Origin of the sequence: Arenimonas donghaensis DSM 18148 = HO3-R19 (genome assembly GCF_000743535.1) — a bacterium.
In the GTDB taxonomy this organism is placed as follows: domain Bacteria; phylum Pseudomonadota; class Gammaproteobacteria; order Xanthomonadales; family Xanthomonadaceae; genus Arenimonas; species Arenimonas donghaensis.
Window position 1 is genome coordinate 414,828 of the sequence record NZ_AVCJ01000001.1, and the last position, 21,197, is coordinate 436,024.

Consider the following 21,197-nt stretch of genomic DNA (forward strand, 5'->3'; position numbering starts at 1 on the left):
GCTCGCGGCGTCCGTATGTGCCGGAAGTCGGGATGCCCTCCGGGAAGCCCGCCCTGCGGCGGCCTCGCACCGGCCCCCTCGTCTCGGGAAGGATGCTCCGGCTATACTTTCGGTTTACGCCGCCCGTCCGACCCTTTCGAGCCGGAAAAAACACTGATGAAGCGAATCCTCCTGCCCGCCGCCAGCCTGGCGCTTGCCCTCGCCGCCTTTCCCGCCGCCGCCAAGGGCGACGCCGAGAACGGCAAGGCCCTGTTCTATACCTGCACCGGCTGCCACGGCATCGAAGACTACAAGAACGCCTACCCGACCTACCGGGTCCCGAAGGTGGGTGGCCAGAACGAGGCCTACCTCGTCGCGGCGCTGAATGCCTACAAGAAGGGCGAGCGCAAGCATCCGACCATGCAGGCCCAGGCCGAGTCCTTCTCCGACCAGGAGATCGCCGACATCGCCGCCTACCTGTCCAGTGTGAAGAACGAGAAGTGAGGGCCGCGCCAATGAACCACATCCGTACCCTCGCCGCGCTCTGCGCGCTGGCCCTTGCCGCCCCGGTGCTTGCCGCCGGCCCGAAGGGCAATGTCGCCGCCGGCCAGGAAAAGTCCAAGACCTGCGCTTCCTGCCATGGTCCGACCGGCAACGAATCGCTGGACCCGAGCTACCCGAAGCTGGCTGGCCAGTACCCGGAGTACCTGGCCAAGGCCCTGCACGACTACCGCTCGGGCGAGCGCGGGAACGCCATCATGGCCGGCATGGCCGCCGCGCTGACCGACGAGGACATCGACGACCTGTCGGCGTTCTACGCGGCCCAGGCGGGCGACCTGCAGGACCTGAGCGACGTCAAGCAGCGCTGATCACCACAGCCAGTTCGAGTTCCAGAGGCCCCGCCCAGTGCGGGGCCTCGTCGTTCCGGGGCTCAGCCGGGCGGCATCCGGTCGACCGCCGGCGGCTTGCGGCACTCTATTTCGTAAAGTGCGCGCGTCCGGCGCCAGGCGGCGTGGCTTTCGGGATCGACGATCTGCTCCCACCACTGCTGGCATTGCTGCTGCTCTTCCGGGCTGAGCGTATTGGGGTCGTCGCCGGCGTTGACCACCGCATCGTTGTCATTGGCATTGACGATGCCGCAGCCACCGCCGGCCGCCAGCACGACGACGCCGCAGCGCAGTTTCGAACCCGGACTGCCCGGGATCGGGATGTCGACGTACATGGTCGAGGCTTCGACCGCTTTTTCCAGCAGTTCGGTCAGCAGGTCGGTTTCCGGCCGCCAGCTGGCATCGAACCGCGTGGGTTCGTACTCGAGGACCTTGCGTCGTTTCATGAACTCCGCCGACTCCTCCAGACCGGGCTGGCGGAAGCCGAAACGACGGTCATCGCCGCTGGATTCGGCCAGTTGCTCACGCACCTCGTCGGGCAAGGCCAGCGAGCCGTCGGGGTTGTAGAGCGATAGCGAACCAGCGCCGGGCGAGGCCTCGACCGCCTGCAGCGCCTGGGAACCGGCGCGGGGCTGCGGCGCCCAGACATCCGCGGCCTGCTGGCCCGGAGACGGCGGCGGGGGTGGCACCGGCTCGCCGCCCACGGCTTCGTCGATTTCGATCGGTTCGAGCGTGATCGGATCGATCACGATGCGCGTTTTTTTCTTCTTGTCCGGATCCAGGGGCTCGAACTCGACCATCGGCCGGGCGCGTTCGGGTTCGGTGACGTCGATCACCGGCGCCAGCGCAACCGCCGGGGTCGGGCTGGGCGGCGCGGTCTGCGGCGCAGGCTCGAGAGTCGGCGCAACGGCTTCGATCCGGGCCAACTCCGGAGGCGGCGGCGCGTCGTCGACGGCGATGTCCACCGTGACCGGTGAAGGCCGGGGCACCGGTGAATCGAACACCGGTTCGGTGACTTCAACCGCCTCGAGCACGGGGCGATCGATCGTCGGCCGCTCGAGTTCGATCTCGGGCTCGGGTTCGGGTACGGGCTCGGGCTCTGGTTCCGGCTCTGGTTCCGGCTCTGGTTCCGGCTCTGGTTCCGGCTCTGGTTCTGGTTCCGGTTCCGGTTCCGGTTCCGGTTCCGGCTGAGGCTCAGACTCGGGCTGAGGCTCCGGTTCGGGCTCGGGCTCGGGCTCGGGCTGAGGCTCCGGTTCGGGTTCGGGCACAGGCTCGGGTTCGGGCAGCGGCAGCGGCTCGAGCAACACCAGCGTCGTTTCGCGCTGTGGTGGCAGCGGATCCACCCAGCGACCGGAATCGAGCACCCAAAAGGCCAGCAGGTGGCCACCGGTGATGATCAGCCACAGGCCGATGCGCAGTCGCATCGGCATCGGATCGGCGTCGGGGATCGGACGCCAGGGGTGGTCGGCATCCACCAGGACCTGTGCGGGATCGGGGGTCTCGATGTCTTCGCTCACAGGCCACGCGCAGGTGAAGGGCCCGCAGAGACTAACGGCCCCCCCTGAAAAAAATCGGTTAAGGCACCGTTCGGTCGCGGCTGGCGTTCAGCCCCGGGCTATGTAGGGCGCGCTGCCGGTGCTGTGGTCGGTGGCGTCGCGCACCGCCGTGACTTCGGGGAAACGGGCCATCATCGTCTTCTCGATGCCCTGCTTGAGCGTCACGTCGGCCATGCCGCAGCCGTGGCAGCCGCCACCGAAGCGCAGGTAGACCACGCCGTCGGCATCGATCGATTCCAGCGCCACCTGGCCCTTGTGCGACGCCAGCTGCGGGTTGATCTCGGTTTCGATCAGCCAGCGCACGCGCTCGACCAGGCTGGCCTCCGAACCCGGCGTTTCACCCTTGATGCGCGGCGCCTTGATGGTCAGCTGGCCACCGGTGGCGTGGCTGGCGTAGTCGATTTCCGCCGAATCCAGGTAGGGCACGCTGGCGCCGTCGACGAACAGCGTGAAGCCTTCGCAGTCGATGGCCCATTCGTCGCCGAGCAGGTCGCCGTTGTCGCAAAACTCCAGGCGCGCATCCGCGCGCGGCGTGCCGGGCTCGACGGCGGACAGGCGGATGCCAACGGCGTCGCCGCCCTGGGTTTCGAGCAGGCGGCGGAAATAGGTCTGGGCGTTCGCGGACAGGTTGATCATGGCGTGCATTCTAACGCCCGGCCCTATACTTGGCTGCCCATGCACCGGAACGCTGTCATGACCACGATCAATGAACTCGCCGACCGCGACTGCCAGCCCCTGAAGGGGCCGCAGCACCAGCTCGACGCCGATGCCGTGGCCGCGCGCCTGGCCGCCCTGCCCGGCTGGGAGCTGGCCGACGAAGGCAAGGCCATCACCCGCACCTTCCGTTTCAAGGACTACTACCGGACGATGGCCTTCGTGAACGCCCTGGCCTACGTCGCCCACGCCCAGGACCACCATCCCGACCTGGGCGTGCACTATGACCGGGCGGTGGTGCGCTATTCCACCCACGACGTCGGCGGGCTGAGCGAGAACGACTTCACCTGCGCCGCCAAGGCCGAACAGCTGGCCTGACACCCCTTCCTGTAGGAGCGCCTTCAGGCGCGAATCTTTTGACTTTGCCTTTGGCAAAGAAGGGATTCGCGCCTGAAGGCGCTCCTACAAGATTGTTCAGGCCAGGCGGTCGAGCACGGCCTTGAGGTCGTCGGGCAGCGGCGCGTTGATCAGGTAGGGCTTGGCGCCGTTCTCGAGCGCGAACTCGATCGACGCCGCGTGCAGGAACAGCCGGCGCAGCCCGGCCTGTTCGACCAGGCGCTTGTTGGCGTCACGGTCGCCGTATTTTTCGTCGCCCGCCACCGGATGGCCCAGGTGCGCGGCATGCACGCGGATCTGGTGGGTACGACCGGTTTCGATGCGCACCTCGCAGAAGCTGTGGCCGCCGCGGCGCTCGAGCACCTTGACGTGGCTGATCGAGGGTTTGCCCGACGGATCCACGCGGACCATGCGCTCGCCGCCCTGGAGCACGGATTTCTGTAGCGGCGCGTCGACGGTCAGCGTGCCGTTGGGCACGCGCCCGACCAACAGGGCCAGGTAGCGCTTGGCCGGCCCTTCGTCGTCCTCGCCGGCGCGCATCAGGCGCTGCAGCTCCAGCAGGGCCGAACGCTTCTTGGCCAGCACCAGCACCCCGGAGGTGTCCCGGTCGAGCCGGTGCACCAGCTCCAGCGGCTCGCCCGGGCGCAGCGACCGCAGCGCCTCGATCACGCCGAAACTGATGCCGCTGCCACCGTGGGTGGCGATGCCGCTGGGTTTGCTGATCGCCAGCAGGGCCTTGTCCTCGAAGACGATGCTCGCTTCCAGGCGTTCGAGCATGCCCTTGGGCGGTGCCTTCACCTCGCCCGGCTCGGCCAGCCGGACCGGCGGGATGCGCACCTCGTCCCCCCCGGCCAGGCGGCTGTCGGCCTTGGCCCGCTTGCCGTTGATCCGGACCTGGCCACTGCGCACGAGCTTGTAGACCAGGCTTCGCGGGGCCCCCTTGAGCTGCAGCAGCAGGAAGTTGTCCAGCCGCTGGCCCTCCCGGTCCTCGGGGACCCGGACCAGTCTCACGCCGGTCGAGACGTCTTGGTTTGCCGCCATGGGGGTTGCCCCTATACAATCACTGCGCGAGATAACGTCCTGATTTCGAAGGGGCTCCCCGGCCAAAAGCCGACCCCTGCGAATCCCGAGGAACCGCTACCACACCCCACGGGGGTGACCATGTTAGCCGGTGCCGAAGGCGGACGGATATTGCCGCAGGCCTGAATGCCTGCGAACACCGGACGCCGCGCGGCGGGGTCCGGGCCCTAAGACCGAACAAAACAAACAAGCGCTCCCGTGGGTTCGCCCAAGGTCTGTAGCGCTGGAAGTTCCTGCCAGGCCCGGGCGCGCCATGCGCCCCGGGCCAGTTACATCGGGCGCGGACCCCGGCGTTCCTCGCGGTACGAGCGCGTGAGGAATCCACCATGAAGCGTATGCTGATCAATGCCACGCAGGCTGAAGAATTGCGCGTGGCGATCGTCGATGGCCAGAACCTGTACGACATCGACATCGAGCAGCCCTCGAAGGAACAGAAGAAGTCCAACATCTACAAGGGCCGCATCGTCCGGCTCGAACCCTCACTTGAAGCCGCCTTCGTCGAATACGGCGGCGAACGACACGGGTTCCTCCCGCTCAAGGAAATCTCCCGCGACTACTTCGTCCCCGGCGTCGACCCGAACAAGGCCGGCCTGAAGGAATTCCTGCGCGAAGGCCAGGAAGTCGTGGTCCAGGTCGAAAAGGAAGAACGTGGCAACAAGGGCGCTGCCCTGACCACCTTCATCTCGCTGGCCGGCCGCTACATGGTGCTGATGCCCAACTCGCCCTCCGCCGGTGGCGTTTCGCGCCGGGTCGAGGGCGACGACCGCGCCGCGCTGAAGGAAGCGATGGATGCGCTGACCATTCCCGAGGAAATGGGCGTGATCATCCGCACCGCCGGCGTTGGCCGCGCCGCCGACGAGCTGCAGTGGGACCTCGATTACCTGCTCCAGGTCTGGAAGTCGATCACCGACGCCGCGCTGTCCAAGCCGGCGCCCTTCCTGATCTACCAGGAATCGCGCCTGATCATCCGCGCCCTGCGTGACTACCTGCGCGCCGACGTCGGTGAAATCCTGGTCGATACGCAGGAGATGTACGACGAGGCCCGCGACTTCATGCAGTCGGTGATGCCGCAGAACCTGCGCAAGCTCAAGTTCTACGAAGATCCGACCCCGCTGTTCAACCGCTACCAGATCGAGTCGCAGATCGAAGGCGCCTACGAGCGCCAGGTGCGCCTGCCCTCGGGCGGCTCGATCGTGGTCGACCAGACCGAGGCGCTGACCGCCATCGACGTCAACTCGGCGCGCGCCACCAAGGGCAGCGACATCGAGGACACGGCGTTCAACACCAACCTGGAAGCCGCCGACGAAGTGGCCCGCCAGATGCGCCTGCGCGACCTGGGCGGCCTGGTGGTCATCGACTTCATCGACATGGCCTCGGGCAAGCACCAGCGCCAGGTCGAGGAACGCCTGCAGGTCGCCCTGAAGCAGGACCGCGCCCGCGTGCAGATCGGCCGCATCTCCCGCTTCGGCCTGCTCGAAATGAGCCGCCAGCGCCTGCGCCCGAGCCTGGGCGAGTCCAGCCAGGTGGTCTGCCCGCGCTGCGAAGGCCACGGCCGCATGCGCAGCGTCGAATCGCTGTCGCTGTCGATCCTGCGTCTGGCCGAAGAGCACGCGATGAAGGAAAACACCGGGCAGGTGCTGGTCCAGGCGCCGCCGGAAATCGCCAACTACCTGCTCAATGAAAAGCGCCGCGCCCTGGTCGAGATCGAGACCCGGCACGACGCCCCGGTGGTGGTGGTCGCCGACGACCAGATCGAGACGCCGCACTTCAACATCACCCGCCTGCGCGACAACGAGCTGGGTGAAGAGTCGGGCAAGCCCAGCTACCACCGCACCAGCCCGCGCAAGCAGGCCGTGCATGCCCTGACCAAGTCGCACATCAACGTGCCTGACCTGCCGTCGGTCACCGCCGTGCGCCCGCCGAACCCGGCGCCGGTGCGCGAAGAGGCGCCCGAACCGGCACCGCTGCCGGCGGCAATCAAGGAACCGGCGGCCAAGCGTGGCTTCTTCGCCCGGCTGGCGGCCCTGTTCAGCGGCGACGACACGCCCGCCGAGGCGCCGGCCAGGGCCAAGCGCAACGATCGCGGTGACCGATCCGAACGCGGCGAGCGCGGCGAACGGGGTGAGCGCAACGAACGCGGCGGTCGCCGTGAACGTGGCGGTCGCCGCGAGCGCATCGAGCGCGACCGCGGCGGCAAGCCGGCCCAGGCCGGCAAGCAGAAGGCCCCCAAGCCCGAGCGCACCGAAGAACAGAAGCAGCAGGACGAGGCCAAGCGCGCCGAGGCCCAGAAGCGCCGCGAGGAAAACCAGAAGAAGGACGCCGAGCGTCGCGAGCAGCAGCGCCAGGAAAACCTCAAGCGCGAGCAGGAGCGCCGCGAGGCGCGCGAGGCACGGCAGCAGGCCGCGGCCGCTGGAGGCGCAGGTGCTTCCGCGGCCGATGCCGCCGACGAGGCCGACCTGGAGCGGACGGACGCGGCCCTGGCCAGCCAGGAAGGTAGCAGCGAGGACACGGCGAATGATTCGTCGGCCTCGACCGAGGGCACCGGCCGTCGTCGCCGTGGCCGTCGCGGCGGTCGCCGCCGCCGTCGTTCGGAAGCCGGTGCCGAGACGAGTACCAACGAGGACTCGGGTGACGAGGGCGAAGAGTCCGCTGGCGCCGACGACGGCCAGGGCGGCGGCAAGTCTGCGGAAGCCAGCACATCGGCCGTGACCGCGGCAGAGTCGGATTTCGAGGACCTGGCGCCGACGCCGGCCGTCGTGCCGGTCGTGGCGACGTCGGCCGCCGCCGTTGTGACGGTGGAGCCGCCGGCTCCGATGCCGAAGCCGGAGCCTGAGCCCTCGGTGCAGGCCGTGGCCATCGACACCACGCCGGTGCCGGTGGCGGCGCAGCCCGCCGCGGCGGAAGCGGTCGCGCCCGGCAAGGACGATGCGAAGCCCGAGGTCACCGCCAACGCGGAGCCGGCTGCGCCCGTCGCCGAGGCCGTGGCGGCCGAAGCACCGCCGGAAGCCACCAAGGCGGACGCGGTCGCCGACGCGGCTCCGCCGAAGCCCGAGCCGACGCAAGCGGCGAAGCCCGCCCCCGCGCCGAAAGCCGAGCCCCAGCCGGAAGCGAAGCCGGAGCCCGAGGCCACGCCCGCGCCCAGCCAGCGCGCGGCCCAGCCGACGCAGCCGAGCCTGATTCCGGAGCAGGACCCGGTCAATCCCTACCTGCGGACCCAACCGGCACAGTTCGACAGCCCGCCGCGCCCGCAGACCCAGGAAAAGCCTGTCGAAGCCCCCGAGGCTCCGGACTGGTCCCTGGCTGATCCTGACGCGTCCAAGCAGGCGCAGGACGACAAGGCCAGCTGACGCTGCTGCACGAGATATCGGACAAGGGCGCCTTCGGGCGCCCTTGTTCGTTCCGGACCGGGGTTTCAGGCGCTGAGCGCGGAGGCGGGGTCGGAAACGCCGTGCTGCCCGGCCAAGCGGGCCAGCGAGATGGCGTCCCGGATGCCCAGTTTCTCGAACAACCGGTATTTGTGCGTGGCCACGGTTTTTCCGCTCAGGCTGAGCCGACGGCCGATTTCTTCCATGCGCAGTCCCTGGCAAAGCAGGCGCGCCACTTGCAGTTCCCGCGGGGACAGTGCGTCGAAAGGCGATGACTGGCCACCAAACCCGTCCAGGGCCATGCGCTGGGCGACGTCGCTGGCCAGGTAGCGACGACCGCGGAATACGTCGCCGACGGCACGCACCAGTTCCTGCGGGTCGCAGCCCTTGCCCAGGTAACCCGACGCACCCGCTTCGATGAGCCGGCGCGGCATCGGCCCGTCTTCCTGTATCGAGACGATGATCACGCGCGTGCCCAGGTCGGCACGCACGACGCGCTCGGTGACGTCCAGCCCGCTGATCCCGGGCAGGTGCAGGTCGCAAAGCACCACGTCTGGCTGCAGCCGGCGCACCAGCGGCAGCGCCTCTTCGCCGGTGGCCGCTTCGCCGATGATCTCGATGCCGCCGGCCTGCTCGAGGATGAGGCGGTAGCCGGTGCGCACGAGCGCGTGGTCGTCGACGATGAATACTCGGATCATGTGTGTCCCTCCCCAGGGTTCGCGTTCCACGCTAGGCGAGCGAGCGCCGACGCGACAAGGGCAACTTGCCGCCATTTCGCTAGGTTATTTCCTACCCGGGGGTCAATGGCACGAACCCTGTTATCGGTGCCTGACAAGTTGCGCGGATGCCTGCCTGCGACGGGCCGATCACGCGGAAAATGACTACGACACCCAGCGATGGCGGACGACAGACACCGTGGCGACGCGACCGGACACTGGGCACCTTCCACCGGGTTGAACCGACATGTCGCCTTCCCAACTCCTGCAGCGCCTTGGCCTGCTCGGACTCTCGCTGCTGCTGCCGGCACTGCTGCTGGGCCTGGCGGCCACGTGGATGTTCGCGCTCGACAAGCTGGGCCACCACGACCGCGTCCTGGCCTGGGTGCAGGGCACGCCGGCCCAGCTTCAATCGCTGCAGGCCCGCGTCACCCGCCACCCGGTGTTCGCGGACGGCGAGTTCGTTCCCGACGGTTTCCCCGACCATCGTCCCGAAGAATGCGCGGGCCTGGACGTCGCCGTGGGCTTCTCGCGCCTGCGCACCTTCGAGCTGTCGGCGGCGAGGACCACGCTGCAGGACCTCGTGCGCGCCTCCGGCGTCCGCAGCTGCGAAGCGCACGCCACCGTCTACAACGACCTGCCCAGCCCCTTTGATCCCGAGGCCTGGGACGATTCCCTGGTGACGGCGCTGCTGATGCTGGTGGTGCCCACCGGCACGCTGCTGATCGCCTATTGGGGCTTCGGCGTTGGCTTCAGGCTGCCCTCGCCCTTCGCCCTTCCCCGCCCTGTCTGGCCTGCCTTGGGCATCGCTGTCGCCGCGGCCGTGGCCGGCGTGGCCGCCGTGCATCTCATCGACGGCTTGAGCCGCCTGGTCTGGCCCGGCAGCGGCATGGGCAGCGACGCCATCCTGGGCATGGACGCGGACGCGCCGTGGTGGCCGATGTTCCTGATCGTCGGCCTTTACGCTCCCTTCCTGGAGGAACTGGCCTTCCGCGCCTGGCTCATCCCAGTCGCCGAGCGCGCCGTGGGCCTGTTGCCCGCGTGCGGGCTGTCGGTGCTGGCGTTCACCGCCGTGCACCTGCCCTTCGTCGGCCCGGAGCTTCCGGGCACGGTCGTGCTGGCCGCCATCTTCTCCGCGGTCTACGCCCTCACCCGCTCCCTGCCCGCCTGCCTGGTCGCGCACGGCGGCTACAACGTGCTGGCCCTGGCCCTGCACGCCGCCTTTTCAGGATAAGACCGGGAGATGGCGGAAGAGGTGGGATTCGAACCCACGGAAGGTTTGACCCTTCGCCGGTTTTCAAGACCGGTGCCTTAAACCGCTCGGCCACTCTTCCGAAACTGTTGCAAGTCGCGGCTAAGGGGCCGCGACAATCTTCTCGCAGGGCACGCCGCCGGGCGTGCCGCATTTGAGCTTGCTGTCCTGGATCTTCGGTGGCAAGTGCTCGGCCAGGAAATCAATGAACACCCGCACCGCCGGCAGCAAGCCGCGGCGCGAAGGATAGATCGCGTGGCAGATGCCCTGGGGCAGGTTCCAGTGCGGCAGCACCACTTCCAGCTCGCCACGCCGGATGGCTTCGGCGCAGCTCAGCTCCGGCAGCAGCACCACGCCCAGGCCGTCGCGGGCGGCGGCCAGTTGAAGCGGGAAATCCCCGGCCATCAGCACCGGCGTCAGGTCAACGCGCTGCACCTGGCCCTCGGGGCCGTGCAGGGTCCAGCGCTGGCGTGCGTCGTCGTCGCTCGTACTCAGCGTCGTGTGGCCGGCCAGGTCGGCCGGCACCTGCGGTCGCCCGACGCGGTCGAGATAGCGCGGGCTGGCCACCAGCAATTCGCGCAACTGGCCAAACCGGCGGGCCACCATCTCGCCGTCTTCGTCCAGCTGCATGCGCACGCGCAGGGCCACGTCGAAACCTTCCTGGATCACGTCCACGCGCCGGTTGCTCACGTGCAGCTGGATGCGCACCTGGGGATGGGTCTTCATGAAGGTCGGCAGCAACGGCGCAAGCAGTTCCTGCGCCAACGCGATCGGGCAGCTTACCTTGATGGTGCCGCGCGGCGCGGCGGACACGCGGTCGACCGCCTCGCGGGCCGCCTGGGCCTCGGCCAGCATGGTCTGGGCGTGGCGGTAGACGCTCTGGCCGACGTCGGTGACCGCGAACTTGCGGGTCGAACGCTGCAGCAGGCGCACGCCCAGCTCGTTTTCCAGCTGGGCGATGCGGCGGCTCAGGCGCGACTTGGGCACGCCCAGGGCGCGTTCGGCCGCTGCGAAGCCGCCGTGTTCGACGACCATGGCGTAGAACTGGAGATCGTTGAGGTCGGGGTGGTTCATCCGATGCACTCCTGGTTGCCCATGTAGGGCCGCAGCACCGCCGGGATCTCGATGCTGCCGTCGGCTTGCTGGTAGTTTTCCATCACCGCGATGAGCGCGCGGCCGACGGCCACGCCGGAACCATTGAGCGTGTGCACCGGCTCGGGCTTGCCGGTGGCCGGATTGCGCCAGCGCGCCTGCATGCGCCGTGCCTGGAAGTCGCCGCAGTTCGAGCAGCTGCTGATCTCGCGGTAGGTGTCCTGGCTCGGCAGCCAGACTTCCAGGTCGTAGGTCTTGACGGCCGAAAAGCCCATGTCGCCGGTGCACAGCAGCACCTTGCGGTAAGGCAGGCCGAGCTTTTGCAGCACCGCTTCGGCGCAGCCGGTCATGCGCTCGTGTTCGGCATCGGACTCGGCAGGACGGGCGATCGAGACCAGTTCGACCTTCTCGAACTGGTGCTGGCGGATCATGCCGCGGGTGTCGCGGCCGTGGCTGCCGGCCTCGGCGCGGAAGCACATCGAATGCGCGGTCATGCGCAGCGGCATCACGGCGTCCTCGACGATGCTGTCGCGCACGATGTTGGTCAGCGGCACTTCGCTGGTCGGGATCAGGTAGCGGCGGTCATCGCCAAGCGCGGTCGCGAACAGGTCGTCCTCGAACTTGGGCAGCTGGCCGGTGCCACGCAGGCTGTCGGCATTGACGACCAGCGGCACGTTGGTTTCTTCGTAACCATGCTCGCCGGCGTGCAGGTCCAGCATGAACTGGGCCAGGGCGCGGTGCAGGCGCGCGAGCGGGCCGCGCAGCACGGTGAAACGCGCGCCGCTGAGCTTGGCCGCGGTGTCGCCGTCGAGCCAGCCATCGCGGGCGCCGAGTTCGACATGGTCCTTCACCGCGAAATCGAACTGGCGCGGCGTGCCCCAGCGGCTGATTTCCTGGTTGTCGGTTTCGTCCTTGCCGGCCGGCACGCTGGCGTCGGGCAGGTTGGGGATGGCCATCGCGATCGCATCGATCTCGGCACGCAGGGCATCGAGCCGGGCCTCGGAGGCCTTGAGTTCGTCGCCGATGCCGGCGACCTCGGCCATCAGGGGCGCCACGTCCTCGCCCTTGGCCTTGGCCTGGCCGATGGCCTTGGATCGGGTGTTGCGCAGGTTCTGCAGTTCCTGGGTACGGCCCTGGATCGCCTTGCGCTCGGCTTCGAGCCGCTCCAGTGCGGCCACGTCCAGATCGAAGCCACGGGACTGCTTGAGACGGGCGGCGGTCTCGGCGAGCTGGCTGCGCAGGAGGGTCGGGTCGAGCATGGGGTCATTCCAGAAATGAAACGGGACGTCGCATTATCGCGCCCCGGCCGACGCCCCTGCAACGAAAATCGTGGCCATTCCGCGGCAGCTGGCGCATGCTTGCCGCCGCCGGGCCGCGCATCCGCGTGGCGGCACCACGGAGCATGACCATGGCCAAGGGCCTGAACCAGAAAAAGAACGAAAAAAAGAAGCCGGAGAAGACCCCGAAGGAAAAACGCGCGGAAAAGGACCTCAAGAAGGCCGCCCGCAAGTCATGACCGAACCCGTCCGCCTGGCCCGCCGCGTGGTCGAGATCACCGGCTGCACCCGCAGCGAAGCCGAGCGCTACGTGCAGGGCGGCTGGGTCACGGTGGACGGCGTGGTCGTCGAGGCACCGCAGCACCCGGTCACTGATGAAACGGTGGCCCTGCTGCCCGATGCCGCCGCGGAAGCCGCCGAGCCGGCGACGATGCTGCTGCACAAGCCCGCCGGCTTCGACCCCGGGGCCGGCGACAATCCGGCCGCGAAGCTGCTGGTGCGCGACAACCGCTGGGAAGACGACCCGTCTGGCTGGCGCCTGCTCCAGCGCCACTTCCCGCGCCTGGAGCCGGCGATGCCGCTGCCTGCCGAAGCCAGCGGCCTGATGGTCTTCAGCCAGGACGGCCGGGTGCTGCAAAAGCTCAGGCAGGACGGCGAGCGCCTGGAACAGGAATTCAACGTCGATGTCGAAGGCGAACTCGCGCCCTACGGCTGGAGCCGGCTGACCGGCGGCACCACCTACCAGGGCTGGCCGGTCGCCCCTTTCCGGGTCAGCTGGCAAAGCGAACAGCGCCTGCGTTTCGCCATCAAGGGCGTACGCCCCGGCCTGCTCGAACACCTTTGTGCCGAAGTCGGCCTCAAGGCCACGGCGGTGCGCCGCCTGCGCATTGGCCGGGTCGGCCTGGCCAAGATGCCGGTCGGGCAATGGCGCTACCTGCCGGTGCTGGAACGCTTCTGAAACCGGTTCAGACCGGCCGCAGCCAGCCGGCCAGCCGCGCCCCGGCCCAGACCAGGGCCAGGCCGCCCACCAGGGTGACCGCCAGGTAGCCCAGCATCAGCCCGGGCTTCGCCGTACGCGCGAACACCAGGCATTCGAGCATCAGCGCCGAATACGTCGTCAGCCCGCCGAGCACGCCAACGACCAGGAAGGCGCGGGCGTAAAGCGCCCCGGATCCGCGGTCTTCCAGCCAGACCAGCAGGAAGCCCGCCAGCAAGCTGCCGGCCAGGTTCACCGCCAGCGTGCCCCAGGGCATGCCGTCGCCGAGCTGGCGCAGCAGCCAGCCGCCCACCAGGTGCCGTCCGCCGGCGCCGATCGCGCCGCCGGCCATCACCAGCCAGAGCAGGGTCCAGTTCACTCAGCCCTCCCCGCGCGCCTGTTCGCGCGACGCCCGCAGGCGATCGAGTTTTTCCTTGAGCTTTATTTCCAGGCCGCGCTCGACCGGCCGGTAATAGACCCGCTCACCCATGGCCTCCGGGAAGGCGGTCTGGCCCAGGGCGATGCCCTCGGGCGCGTCGTGGTCGTACTGGTAGCCGCTGCCGTAGCCCAGCGACTTCATCAGCTTGGTCGGCGCGTTGCGCAGGTGCAGCGGCACGTCCAGCGTGCCGGCCTCGCGGACATCGGCCTGGGCCGCCTTGAAGGCGACGTAACCGGCGTTGGATTTGGCGGTGCTGGCCAGGTAGATCACTGCCTGCGCCAGCGCCAGGTCGCCTTCGGGGCTCCCCAGGCGGTCGTAGGTGTCCCAGGCTTCGACGCAGATCTGCAGGCCACGCGGATCGGCCAGGCCGATGTCCTCGACCGCCATGCGGGTGATGCGCCGGGCCAGGTAGGCCGGGTCGCAGCCGCCGTCGAGCATGCGCGCGAACCAGTACAGGGCGCCGTCGGGGTTCGAACTGCGCACGGACTTGTGCAAGGCCGAAATCTGGTCGTAGAACTGCTCGCCGCCCTTGTCGAAGCGGCGGGTGCGGTCGGCCAGCACCTGGGCCAGCGTGGTTTCGGTGATGCGGCCGCCTTCGTCCGCGGCCAGTTCGGCGGCGATCTCGAGCAGGGTCAGCGCCCGCCGGACATCGCCGTCGGCCGCGCCGGCGATGTCGCGCAGGCGCGCGGCGTCGACCTCGATGCCCTGCCCGCCCAGGCCGCGTTCGCCGTCGTCCAGCGCCCGCTGCAGCGCCGCGACGATGTCGTCCACCGACACCGATTCGAGCACGTGCACGCGGCATCGGGAGAGCAACGCGGAATTGAGTTCGAAGCTGGGATTTTCGGTGGTGGCGCCGACGAACAGGATGCTGCCGCGCTCGATGTGCGGCAGGAAGGCGTCCTGCTGGGTCTTGTTGAACCGATGCACCTCGTCCACGAACAGCACCGTGCGACGACCCTCGGCAAACCGCGCCTCGGCCGCCGCCAGCACCTCGCGCACCTGCGGCAGGCCCGAGAGCACCGCCGAAATCGCCACGAACTCGGCTTCGGCATAACGCGCCAGCAGCAGCGCCAGCGTGGTCTTGCCGCAGCCCGGCGGGCCCCAGAGGATCATCGAATGCACCCGCCCGGATTCAACCGCGCGGCGCAGTGCCGAGCCCGACGAGAGCAGCCGGCGCTGGCCGACCATGTCGTCCAGGCTGGCCGGGCGCATGCGTTCGGCCAGCGGCTTGAGGGCCTCGGGCGGGGCGAACAGCGGGGGCGTGGCGGGGGCTTTGCGGCTCACCGCGACAGTGTAACGGCTTGGCTAATCCGCCAGCGGCATGACCTCGGCAGCCTGCGCCTTCTCGCCCACCACCTCGGTGCCTGGCGGCGGGGTGAAGCGGAAGGTGTCGGCCGCCACGGCCGGGTTGCGCTGCCAGTCGCTGAAGCGCACCTGGGTACGCTGGCCCAGGCCATCGTGCATTTCCATCACGACCAGGCCCTTGGCGTCGAAGCCCAGGCGGGCCTTCTCGAACGGCGACTCCGCGGGCTTGACCGGATCCAGGTCCAACCAGGCCAGGCCGTCGGCCTGGCCGGCTTCGCTGACCTTGAACTGGCGCTCGAGCTCGGTCGGGTCCACCAGCACCGACAGCGGGCTGCCCTGCTCTTCATGGCTCTGGATGCGCACGGTGACCTGTTCCAGGTCCGGGTCGTGGATCCAGACGTGGGTGCCATCGGCGACGATCAGCTGCGGGAACGGCTCGACCACTTCCCAGCGGAACTGCCGCGGCGCGCGCAGCTGCAGCTTGCCGCTGGACGACTCGAGCAGTTCGCCGTCCGGGTCGTAGACCCGCTGCCGGAAGTCGGCGGCCATGCCCTGCATGCCGGCGCCGAAGGCGTCGAGTTGGTCGCGCGCACCGGCGTTGGCCAGCGGCGCGGCGAGGGCGAGCATCAGCAATACGAAAAGGCGCATCGAAAAAACCTCGTGGGCAATTGCGGGCCAGTGTGGCGTGGCTTGGCTGAACGGCGGATGCGGGCCTTGAACGGTGGCTTAAACCCTTGGGCCCTGCCGCTTCAGCGCGGCGGTGGCGGCGCGATCACCTGGCGGTCGCCGTTGTGTTCGGGCGGCGTGACGATGCCGGCGGCCTCCATGGCTTCGATCAGGCGGGCGGCGCGGTTGTAGCCGATCTTCAGGCGCCGCTGCACGCCGGAAATCGAGGCGCGCCGGGTCTCGGTGACCACCTTGACCGCCTCGTCGTAGAGCGGGTCGGACTCGTCCCCCGACGACGCGCCAGACTCGGGCAGGCCGGTCGGGCCGATGACCACGCCGTCGCCCATGGACTGCACATCCTCGAGCACGCCCTCGATGTAGTCCGGTCCCTTGCTGTTCTGGCGCAGGTGCGCCACCACGCGGTGCACTTCCTCGTCGCTGACGAAGGCGCCGTGCACGCGCTCGGGCATGGCGGTGCCCGGCGGCAGGTAGAGCATGTCGCCGTTGCCCAGCAGGGTCTCCGCGCCGGACTGGTCGAGAATCGTGCGCGAGTCGATCTTCGAGCTCACCTGGAAGGCGATGCGGGTCGGGATGTTGGCCTTGATCAGGCCGGTGATCACGTCCACCGAGGGCCGCTGGGTGGCCAGGATGAGGTGGATGCCGGCGGCGCGGGCCTTCTGCGCCAGGCGCGCGATCAGTTCTTCGACCTTCTTGCCGACGATCATCATCATGTCGGCGAATTCGTCGATGAACACGACGATGTACGGCAGCGCCTCGAGCGGCCGCGGCACTTCGTCCAGGTCCGGGTTGGGCCGGAACAGTGGATCCATCAGCGGCTGGCCGGCGTCCTGGGCGTCCTTGACCTTGCGGTTGAAGCCGGCCAGGTTGCGCACGCCGACCGCGCTCATCAGCTTGTACCGGCGCTCCATCTCGGCCACGCACCAGCGCAGGCCGTTGGCGGCCTCCTTCATGTCGGTGACCACCGGCGCCAGCAGGTGCGGGATGTTCTGGTAGACCGACAGCTCCAGCATCTTGGGGTCGATCATCAGCATGCGCACGTCCTTGGCGCTGGACTTGTACAGCAGGCTGAGCACCATCGCGTTGACGCCGACCGACTTGCCCGAACCGGTGGTGCCGGCGACCAGCAGGTGTGGCATGCGCGCCAGGTCCACCACCACCGGGCGTCCGCCGATGTCCTTGCCCAGCGCCATGGCCAGCGGCGAGGCAACCTTGTCGTATTCCTTCGAGCGCAGGATCTCGCTGAGGTAGATCATCTCGCGGTGCGAGTTGGGGATTTCCAGGCCCACCACGGACTTGCCCGGGATCACGTCCACCACGCGCACGGACTTGACCGACAGGCCGCGGGCGATGTCCTTGTCCAGGGAACTGATCTGGCTGCCCTTGACGCCCGGCGCCGGCTCCATTTCGAAGCGCGTGATCACCGGGCCCGGGTAGGCGCCGACCACCTGCACCTCGACGCGGAAGTCCTTGAGCTTGAACTCGATCTGGCGCGACAGGGTTTCCAGTGTCTCCTCGGAATAGCCCTTGGGCTGTTCCTTGGGGTCGTCGAGCAGGGACAGCGGCGGCAGGCCCTCGCCGCCACCGACGTTGAACAGCGGGATCTGCTGCTCGCGCTGGGCGCGTTCGGATTTTTCGATGACCGGTTTGGCCGGCGGTTCGATCCGCACCGGCTCGCGCTTGGCGCGCTTGGCGGTGTCGACCTTGCGTACCTCCTCGCGTTCCTCGCGCATCGCGCGGGCGCGCTGCCATTCGGCGGCCTCGCGGGTGCGGGTTCCCAGCCGGGCGAACAGCGCCAGCACCTTGCCGCCGATCCAGTCCATCAGCGCGAACCAGCTCAGGCCGGTGGCCAGGGTGACCGACATCAATACGACGGCCAGCAGGAACAGGTTGCCGCCCATGCCCCCGAACACCTTGCGCATGGACGCGCCGACCAACTCGCCCAGGATGCCGCCGGAGCCGTTGGGCAGGTCCAGGGCCGCACCGCCAAGTACATGGGCCAGGCCGCAGGCCGAAACCAGGAAGCCGACGATGCCGACCAGGCGCAGCGCCGGCCCGAAGTCCACGCGCCCGTCGCCGTCCGGATCGAGCCCGAAAAGCGCGATCCAGGCCACGCCACCGAGCAGCACCGGCAAGGTGTAGGCCACGAAGCCAAAGACCCAGAACGCCAGGTCGGCCAGGTAAGCGCCCACCAGGCCACCGACGTTGTTCAGCGGCCCGGCGACGGAGCCGGTGCGCGACCAGCCTTCGTCGTTCGGGTTGTAGCTCAGCAGGCTCGCCAGCAGGTACAGCAGCAGGGGCGCGAGCGCGACCAAGGCGAGTTCGCGCCAGAGCTTCTGGCGGCGGTCGATGCCGGCATTGGAGCTTCGATCTGGAGTGCGCGCCACCGAGAGAAAAAGCCTCAGAAAGTCGTTATAGCTGGCTGTTTATACAGCAGTTGATGCCCTCGCGCCCAGTGACCGCCGGACGGTGCCCCGGAACAGTGAGGTCCGGTGGTTCACCTTGATTTGCCCGGCCGTGGCCTACAAGCTAGATGGCTTGAGTAACAAACCCCTCGAACCTGAAGAATCATACATGACCGCCCCCAAGCACTGCCGCCTGCTCATCCTCGGTTCCGGCCCGGCCGGCTACTCCGCCGCCGTCTACGGTGCCCGCGCCAACCTCAAGCCGGTCCTGGTCACCGGCCTGCAGCAGGGTGGCCAGCTGATGACCACCACCGAAGTGGACAACTGGCCGGGCGACGCCCACGGGCTGATGGGGCCGGACCTGATGGCGCGCATGCAGGCCCACGCCGAGCGTTTCGAAACCGAAATCGTGTTCGACCAGATCCACACCGCCGACCTCTCCCGTCGCCCGTTCCGCCTGGTCGGCGACAGCGGCGAGTACACCTGCGACGCCCTGGTCATCGCCACCGGCGCCAGCGCCAAGTACCTGGGCCTGCCCAGCGAACAGGCCTTCATGGGCAAGGGTGTATCCGCCTGCGCCACCTGCGACGGCTTCTTCTTCCGCGACCAGGACGTGGCGGTGATCGGCGGCGGCAATACCGCCGTGGAAGAGGCGCTGTACCTGTCCAACATCGCCCGCAAGGTCTACCTGGTCCACCGCCGCGACAAGCTGCGCTCGGAGAAGATCCTGCAGGACAAGCTGTTCGCCAAGGCCCAGGCCGGCAAGGTCGAGATCATCTGGGACCACACCGTCGACGAAGTGCTGGGCGACGCCACCGGCGTCACCGGCATGCGCATTCGTTCGACCAAGGACGACACCCCGCGCGAGATCGCCGTCCAGGGTTTCTTCGTGGCCATCGGCCATACCCCCAACACCTCGCTGTTCGAGGGCCAGCTGGACATGCGCAACGGCTACCTGACGATCAAGTCGGGCCTGGAGGGCAACGCCACCGCCACCTCGATCCCGGGCGTGTTCGCCGCCGGCGACGTCGCCGACCAGGTCTACCGCCAGGCCATCACGTCGGCTGGCTTCGGCTGCATGGCGGCCCTGGACGCCGAGAAGTTCCTCGACAAGGAATGACCTGCTGCCCCGTAGGAGCGCCTTCAGGCGCGAATTCCTTCCTTGCCCAAGGCAAAGGCAAAAGATTCGCGCCTGAAGGCGCTCCTACAGGCTCGGGATGAGCCTGCAGCTCCGCCTCCACGAACGGCTCGACGACATTCCGGCGCAGGCCTGGGACGCGCTGCACGATGGCGCCAACCCCTTCCTCGCCCATGCCTTCCTGGCCGGGCTCGAACGCCACGGCTGCCTGCGCCCCGCCTGGGGCTGGACACCCCGACACGCCAGCCTCTGGCGGGATGGGGAAATGGTCGCGGCGGCACCGGCCTACCTGAAGGGCAACTCACACGGCGAATTCGTCTTCGACCACGCCTGGGCCCAGGCCCACCAGCGCCTGGGCCTGGCCTACTACCCGAAATGGCTGGTGGCGGTGCCCTATTCGCCCGTCACCGGCCCGCGCCTGCTGGCGCGCGAAACCAGCGACCGCCGGGCATTGCTCCAAGCGATGCGCGAACGCGGCGACCGCGACGGCCTGTCCTCGCTGCACGTCAATTTCCATCCGTCCACGGAGTCGGCCGCCTTCGGCGACGGCTGGCTGCAGCGCGACGACATCCAGTACCACTGGCGCAACCGGGACTGGCCCGACTTCGACGCCTTCCTGGCCGACCTGCAGCCGCGCAAGCGCAAGAACATCCGCCAGGAACGCGCCCGCGTCGCCCGCGACGGTTTCCGGCTGCGCTGCGTGCACGGCGACGAGGCCAGCGAGGTCGAGCTCGAGGCGATGTACTACTTCTATTGCCGCACCTTCGCCGACTACGGCAACCACCCGGCGCTCACGCTTGAATTCCTGCAGCACCTGGCCCGGGTGATGCCGCGGCAGCTGGTGCTGGTGTTGGCAGAACGCGAGGGCGAGATCGCCGCCGGTGCCTTGTGCCTGCGCGGCGGCGACACGCTCTACGGCCGCTATTGGGGCTCGGTGGAGGCCTCGCCCGGGCTGCACTTTGAAACCTGTTACTACCAGGGCATCGAATATTGCCTTCGCGAGGGCCTGGCGGTCTTCGAGCCCGGCGCCCAGGGCGAACACAAGGTTCCGCGCGGTTTCCTGCCGGTGCGCACGAGCAGCCACCACCACGTCGCCGAACCGGCTTTTGCGCAGGCCCTGGCGCAGTGGTGTGCGCAGGAGCGCCAGGCCGTGGCCGAGCACCAGGCGCTGGTGCTCAGGCATCATCCCTATCGTGGCCTTCCTGCCGATACCTCCGCTGGACCCTGAGCAACCGGCGTGGTTCCCGCCGGCCTCGCAGGCGCTGGCCGACCCGAACGGCCTGCTGGCCTGGGGCGGCGACCTGTCCCCCGAACGCCTCAGGGCGGCCTATGCACGCGGCATCTTTCCCTGGTACAGCCCGGGCCAGCCACCCCTGTGGTGGTGCCCGGACCCACGCGCCGTCTTCGACACGCGACGGATACACCTGTCGAGCCGGTTCCGGCGGCGCCTGCGGTCGAGCAACTGGATCGTCCGCGCCGACACCTGCTTCGACGCCGTGGTCCAGGCCTGCGCCAGCGCGCCGCGGCCCGGACAGGACGGCACCTGGATCCTGCCCGCCATGCGCGAGGCCTACGGCGAGCTGCACCGGCTCGGGCACGCCCACAGCATCGAGGTGTTCGATGGCGATCGCCTGGTGGGCGGCCTTTACGGCGTGGCCTCGGGCGAAATGTTCAGCGCCGAGAGCATGTTCAGCGCGGACCCGGGGGGATCCAAGGTGGCGCTGGCGGCGCTGGGCCACTGGCTGGCCGGCTGGGGCTGGCCGCTGGTGGACGCACAGATCACCAACCCACACCTGGTGTCGCTGGGGGCCCAGGCGATTTCGCGCGGGCACTACCTGGCGCGGCTAAAAGTGCTGGCGGCCGCCGCCGGACGCCCCGGCAGCTGGTCGGGACTGGCCGCGCTGCCGGCAGCAAGTTTGGCCCCGGTCATTCCCGATTAACCAAATTTTTGCAACTGGGGCAAGGAGATGGCAGAATCACCGGCTTCCAAGCGCGG

At 68.8% G+C, this 21,197-nt stretch carries 19 protein-coding genes and 1 tRNA gene; 9 read left to right on the forward strand and 11 right to left on the reverse strand.

The features are described from left to right. Positions 1-156 precede the first annotated feature (156 nt). A complete protein-coding gene (locus N788_RS01985) occupies positions 157-483 on the forward strand; it encodes a c-type cytochrome (RefSeq protein ID WP_051924249.1) in 327 nt (108 codons plus the stop codon). Between the two features lie 11 nt (positions 484-494). Further along, a complete protein-coding gene (locus tag N788_RS01990; RefSeq protein WP_051924250.1) occupies positions 495-848 on the forward strand; it encodes a c-type cytochrome in 354 nt (117 codons plus the stop codon). A gap of 62 nt (positions 849-910) precedes the next feature. Here N788_RS01990 and N788_RS14920 read toward each other — a convergent pair whose 3' ends face one another. Both N788_RS14920 and N788_RS02000 read right to left on the reverse strand, forming a co-directional pair. Continuing rightward, positions 911-2,383 carry a hypothetical protein gene (locus N788_RS14920; protein WP_051924251.1) on the reverse strand — a complete coding sequence of 491 codons (1,473 nt, stop codon included), beginning with the start codon at positions 2,381-2,383 and terminating at the stop codon, positions 911-913. 87 nt (positions 2,384-2,470) lie between these two features. Beyond that, positions 2,471-3,058, reverse strand: a complete 588-nt coding sequence (locus N788_RS02000) for an NfuA family Fe-S biogenesis protein (RefSeq protein WP_034220387.1) — start codon at positions 3,056-3,058, stop codon at positions 2,471-2,473. A 57-nt stretch (positions 3,059-3,115) separates the two neighbouring features. Between N788_RS02000 and N788_RS02005 the strand changes: the two genes are divergently transcribed. Continuing rightward, positions 3,116-3,454 (forward strand): 4a-hydroxytetrahydrobiopterin dehydratase, encoded by a 339-nt coding sequence (locus N788_RS02005; RefSeq protein WP_034220388.1) that lies wholly within the window; start codon positions 3,116-3,118, stop codon positions 3,452-3,454. 96 nt (positions 3,455-3,550) lie between these two features. Here N788_RS02005 and N788_RS02010 read toward each other — a convergent pair whose 3' ends face one another. Next, a complete protein-coding gene (locus N788_RS02010) occupies positions 3,551-4,513 on the reverse strand; it encodes an RluA family pseudouridine synthase (RefSeq protein ID WP_034220390.1) in 963 nt (320 codons plus the stop codon). A gap of 365 nt (positions 4,514-4,878) precedes the next feature. On the opposite strand from N788_RS02010, the gene N788_RS02015 reads away from it, so the two are divergent. Then, complete coding sequence (locus tag N788_RS02015; RefSeq protein ID WP_084695834.1) at positions 4,879-7,899, forward strand: Rne/Rng family ribonuclease; 3,021 nt, start codon at positions 4,879-4,881, stop codon at positions 7,897-7,899. A gap of 65 nt (positions 7,900-7,964) precedes the next feature. Here the strand turns inward: N788_RS02015 and N788_RS02020 are convergent, their stop codons facing one another. Further along, positions 7,965-8,615, reverse strand: coding sequence for a response regulator (locus tag N788_RS02020; RefSeq protein ID WP_034220392.1), 651 nt, complete (start codon positions 8,613-8,615; stop codon positions 7,965-7,967). 265 nt (positions 8,616-8,880) lie between these two features. On the opposite strand from N788_RS02020, the gene N788_RS02025 reads away from it, so the two are divergent. Next, a complete protein-coding gene (locus N788_RS02025; RefSeq protein WP_034220394.1) occupies positions 8,881-9,867 on the forward strand; it encodes a CPBP family intramembrane glutamic endopeptidase in 987 nt (328 codons plus the stop codon). A 10-nt stretch (positions 9,868-9,877) separates the two neighbouring features. Here N788_RS02025 and N788_RS02030 read toward each other — a convergent pair. The 3 genes from N788_RS02030 to serS form a co-directional block, all read right to left on the reverse strand. Further along, positions 9,878-9,967, reverse strand: a tRNA-Ser gene (locus tag N788_RS02030). A gap of 20 nt (positions 9,968-9,987) precedes the next feature. Continuing rightward, complete coding sequence (locus tag N788_RS02035) at positions 9,988-10,959, reverse strand: LysR family transcriptional regulator (RefSeq protein WP_034220396.1); 972 nt, start codon at positions 10,957-10,959, stop codon at positions 9,988-9,990. After that, positions 10,956-12,236, reverse strand: a complete 1,281-nt coding sequence (serS, locus tag N788_RS02040) for a serine--tRNA ligase (RefSeq protein WP_034220397.1) — start codon at positions 12,234-12,236, stop codon at positions 10,956-10,958. Before serS ends, N788_RS02035 begins: the two co-directional genes overlap by 4 nt. 253 nt (positions 12,237-12,489) lie before the next feature. On the opposite strand from serS, the gene N788_RS02045 reads away from it, so the two are divergent. Continuing rightward, entirely contained in the window at positions 12,490-13,212 is a 723-nt protein-coding gene (locus N788_RS02045) for an RNA pseudouridine synthase (RefSeq protein ID WP_034220399.1), read from the forward strand. 7 nt (positions 13,213-13,219) lie between these two features. Here N788_RS02045 and crcB read toward each other — a convergent pair whose 3' ends face one another. The 4 genes from crcB to N788_RS02065 all read right to left on the reverse strand — a co-directional run bounded on the left by crcB (position 13,220) and on the right by N788_RS02065 (position 18,063). Further along, positions 13,220-13,609 (reverse strand): fluoride efflux transporter CrcB, encoded by a 390-nt coding sequence (gene crcB / locus N788_RS02050; RefSeq protein WP_034220401.1) that lies wholly within the window; start codon positions 13,607-13,609, stop codon positions 13,220-13,222. Further along, a complete protein-coding gene (locus tag N788_RS02055; RefSeq protein ID WP_084695850.1) occupies positions 13,610-14,881 on the reverse strand; it encodes a replication-associated recombination protein A in 1,272 nt (423 codons plus the stop codon). A gap of 93 nt (positions 14,882-14,974) precedes the next feature. Then, the gene (lolA, locus tag N788_RS02060; RefSeq protein WP_034220403.1) at positions 14,975-15,622 is read right to left on the reverse strand and encodes an outer membrane lipoprotein periplasmic chaperone LolA; all 648 of its coding nucleotides are present in this window, start codon (positions 15,620-15,622) and stop codon (positions 14,975-14,977) included. 101 nt (positions 15,623-15,723) lie between these two features. Continuing rightward, a complete protein-coding gene (locus tag N788_RS02065) occupies positions 15,724-18,063 on the reverse strand; it encodes a DNA translocase FtsK (RefSeq protein WP_051924253.1) in 2,340 nt (779 codons plus the stop codon). 169 nt (positions 18,064-18,232) lie between these two features. Here N788_RS02065 and trxB point away from each other — a divergent pair, with 169 nt between their 5' ends. The 3 genes from trxB (at position 18,233) to aat (ending at position 21,141) form a co-directional block, all read left to right on the forward strand. Then, positions 18,233-19,183: a thioredoxin-disulfide reductase gene (gene trxB, locus N788_RS02070; protein ID WP_034220405.1), complete on the forward strand. Its 951-nt coding sequence runs from the start codon at positions 18,233-18,235 to the stop codon at positions 19,181-19,183. A gap of 97 nt (positions 19,184-19,280) precedes the next feature. Further along, the gene (locus tag N788_RS02075) at positions 19,281-20,429 is read left to right on the forward strand and encodes a GNAT family N-acetyltransferase (protein ID WP_034220407.1); all 1,149 of its coding nucleotides are present in this window, start codon (positions 19,281-19,283) and stop codon (positions 20,427-20,429) included. Continuing rightward, entirely contained in the window at positions 20,395-21,141 is a 747-nt protein-coding gene (gene aat, locus N788_RS02080; RefSeq protein ID WP_152560333.1) for a leucyl/phenylalanyl-tRNA--protein transferase, read from the forward strand. Before N788_RS02075 ends, aat begins: the two co-directional genes overlap by 35 nt. Positions 21,142-21,197: the final 56 nt, after the last annotated feature.

What these genes read in the sequence shown, in the direction of transcription:
- N788_RS02035 (WP_034220396.1), bottom strand. Translation starts at nt 10,959, where the DNA reads ATGAACCACCCCGACCTCAACGATCTCCAGTTCTACGCCATGGTCGTC.
- N788_RS02075 (WP_034220407.1), top strand. Translation starts at nt 19,281, where the DNA reads ATGAGCCTGCAGCTCCGCCTCCACGAACGGCTCGACGACATTCCGGCG.
- lolA (WP_034220403.1), bottom strand. Translation starts at nt 15,622, where the DNA reads ATGCGCCTTTTCGTATTGCTGATGCTCGCCCTCGCCGCGCCGCTGGCC.
- N788_RS02025 (WP_034220394.1), top strand. Translation starts at nt 8,881, where the DNA reads ATGTCGCCTTCCCAACTCCTGCAGCGCCTTGGCCTGCTCGGACTCTCG.
- N788_RS02005 (WP_034220388.1), top strand. Translation starts at nt 3,116, where the DNA reads ATGACCACGATCAATGAACTCGCCGACCGCGACTGCCAGCCCCTGAAG.
- N788_RS01990 (WP_051924250.1), top strand. Translation starts at nt 495, where the DNA reads ATGAACCACATCCGTACCCTCGCCGCGCTCTGCGCGCTGGCCCTTGCC.
- N788_RS02010 (WP_034220390.1), bottom strand. Translation starts at nt 4,513, where the DNA reads ATGGCGGCAAACCAAGACGTCTCGACCGGCGTGAGACTGGTCCGGGTC.
- N788_RS02015 (WP_084695834.1), top strand. Translation starts at nt 4,879, where the DNA reads ATGAAGCGTATGCTGATCAATGCCACGCAGGCTGAAGAATTGCGCGTG.
- trxB (WP_034220405.1), top strand. Translation starts at nt 18,233, where the DNA reads ATGACCGCCCCCAAGCACTGCCGCCTGCTCATCCTCGGTTCCGGCCCG.
- N788_RS02045 (WP_034220399.1), top strand. Translation starts at nt 12,490, where the DNA reads ATGACCGAACCCGTCCGCCTGGCCCGCCGCGTGGTCGAGATCACCGGC.
- serS (WP_034220397.1), bottom strand. Translation starts at nt 12,236, where the DNA reads ATGCTCGACCCGACCCTCCTGCGCAGCCAGCTCGCCGAGACCGCCGCC.
- N788_RS02020 (WP_034220392.1), bottom strand. Translation starts at nt 8,615, where the DNA reads ATGATCCGAGTATTCATCGTCGACGACCACGCGCTCGTGCGCACCGGC.
- N788_RS02055 (WP_084695850.1), bottom strand. Translation starts at nt 14,881, where the DNA reads ATGCGCCCGGCCAGCCTGGACGACATGGTCGGCCAGCGCCGGCTGCTC.
- N788_RS01985 (WP_051924249.1), top strand. Translation starts at nt 157, where the DNA reads ATGAAGCGAATCCTCCTGCCCGCCGCCAGCCTGGCGCTTGCCCTCGCC.
- N788_RS02000 (WP_034220387.1), bottom strand. Translation starts at nt 3,058, where the DNA reads ATGATCAACCTGTCCGCGAACGCCCAGACCTATTTCCGCCGCCTGCTC.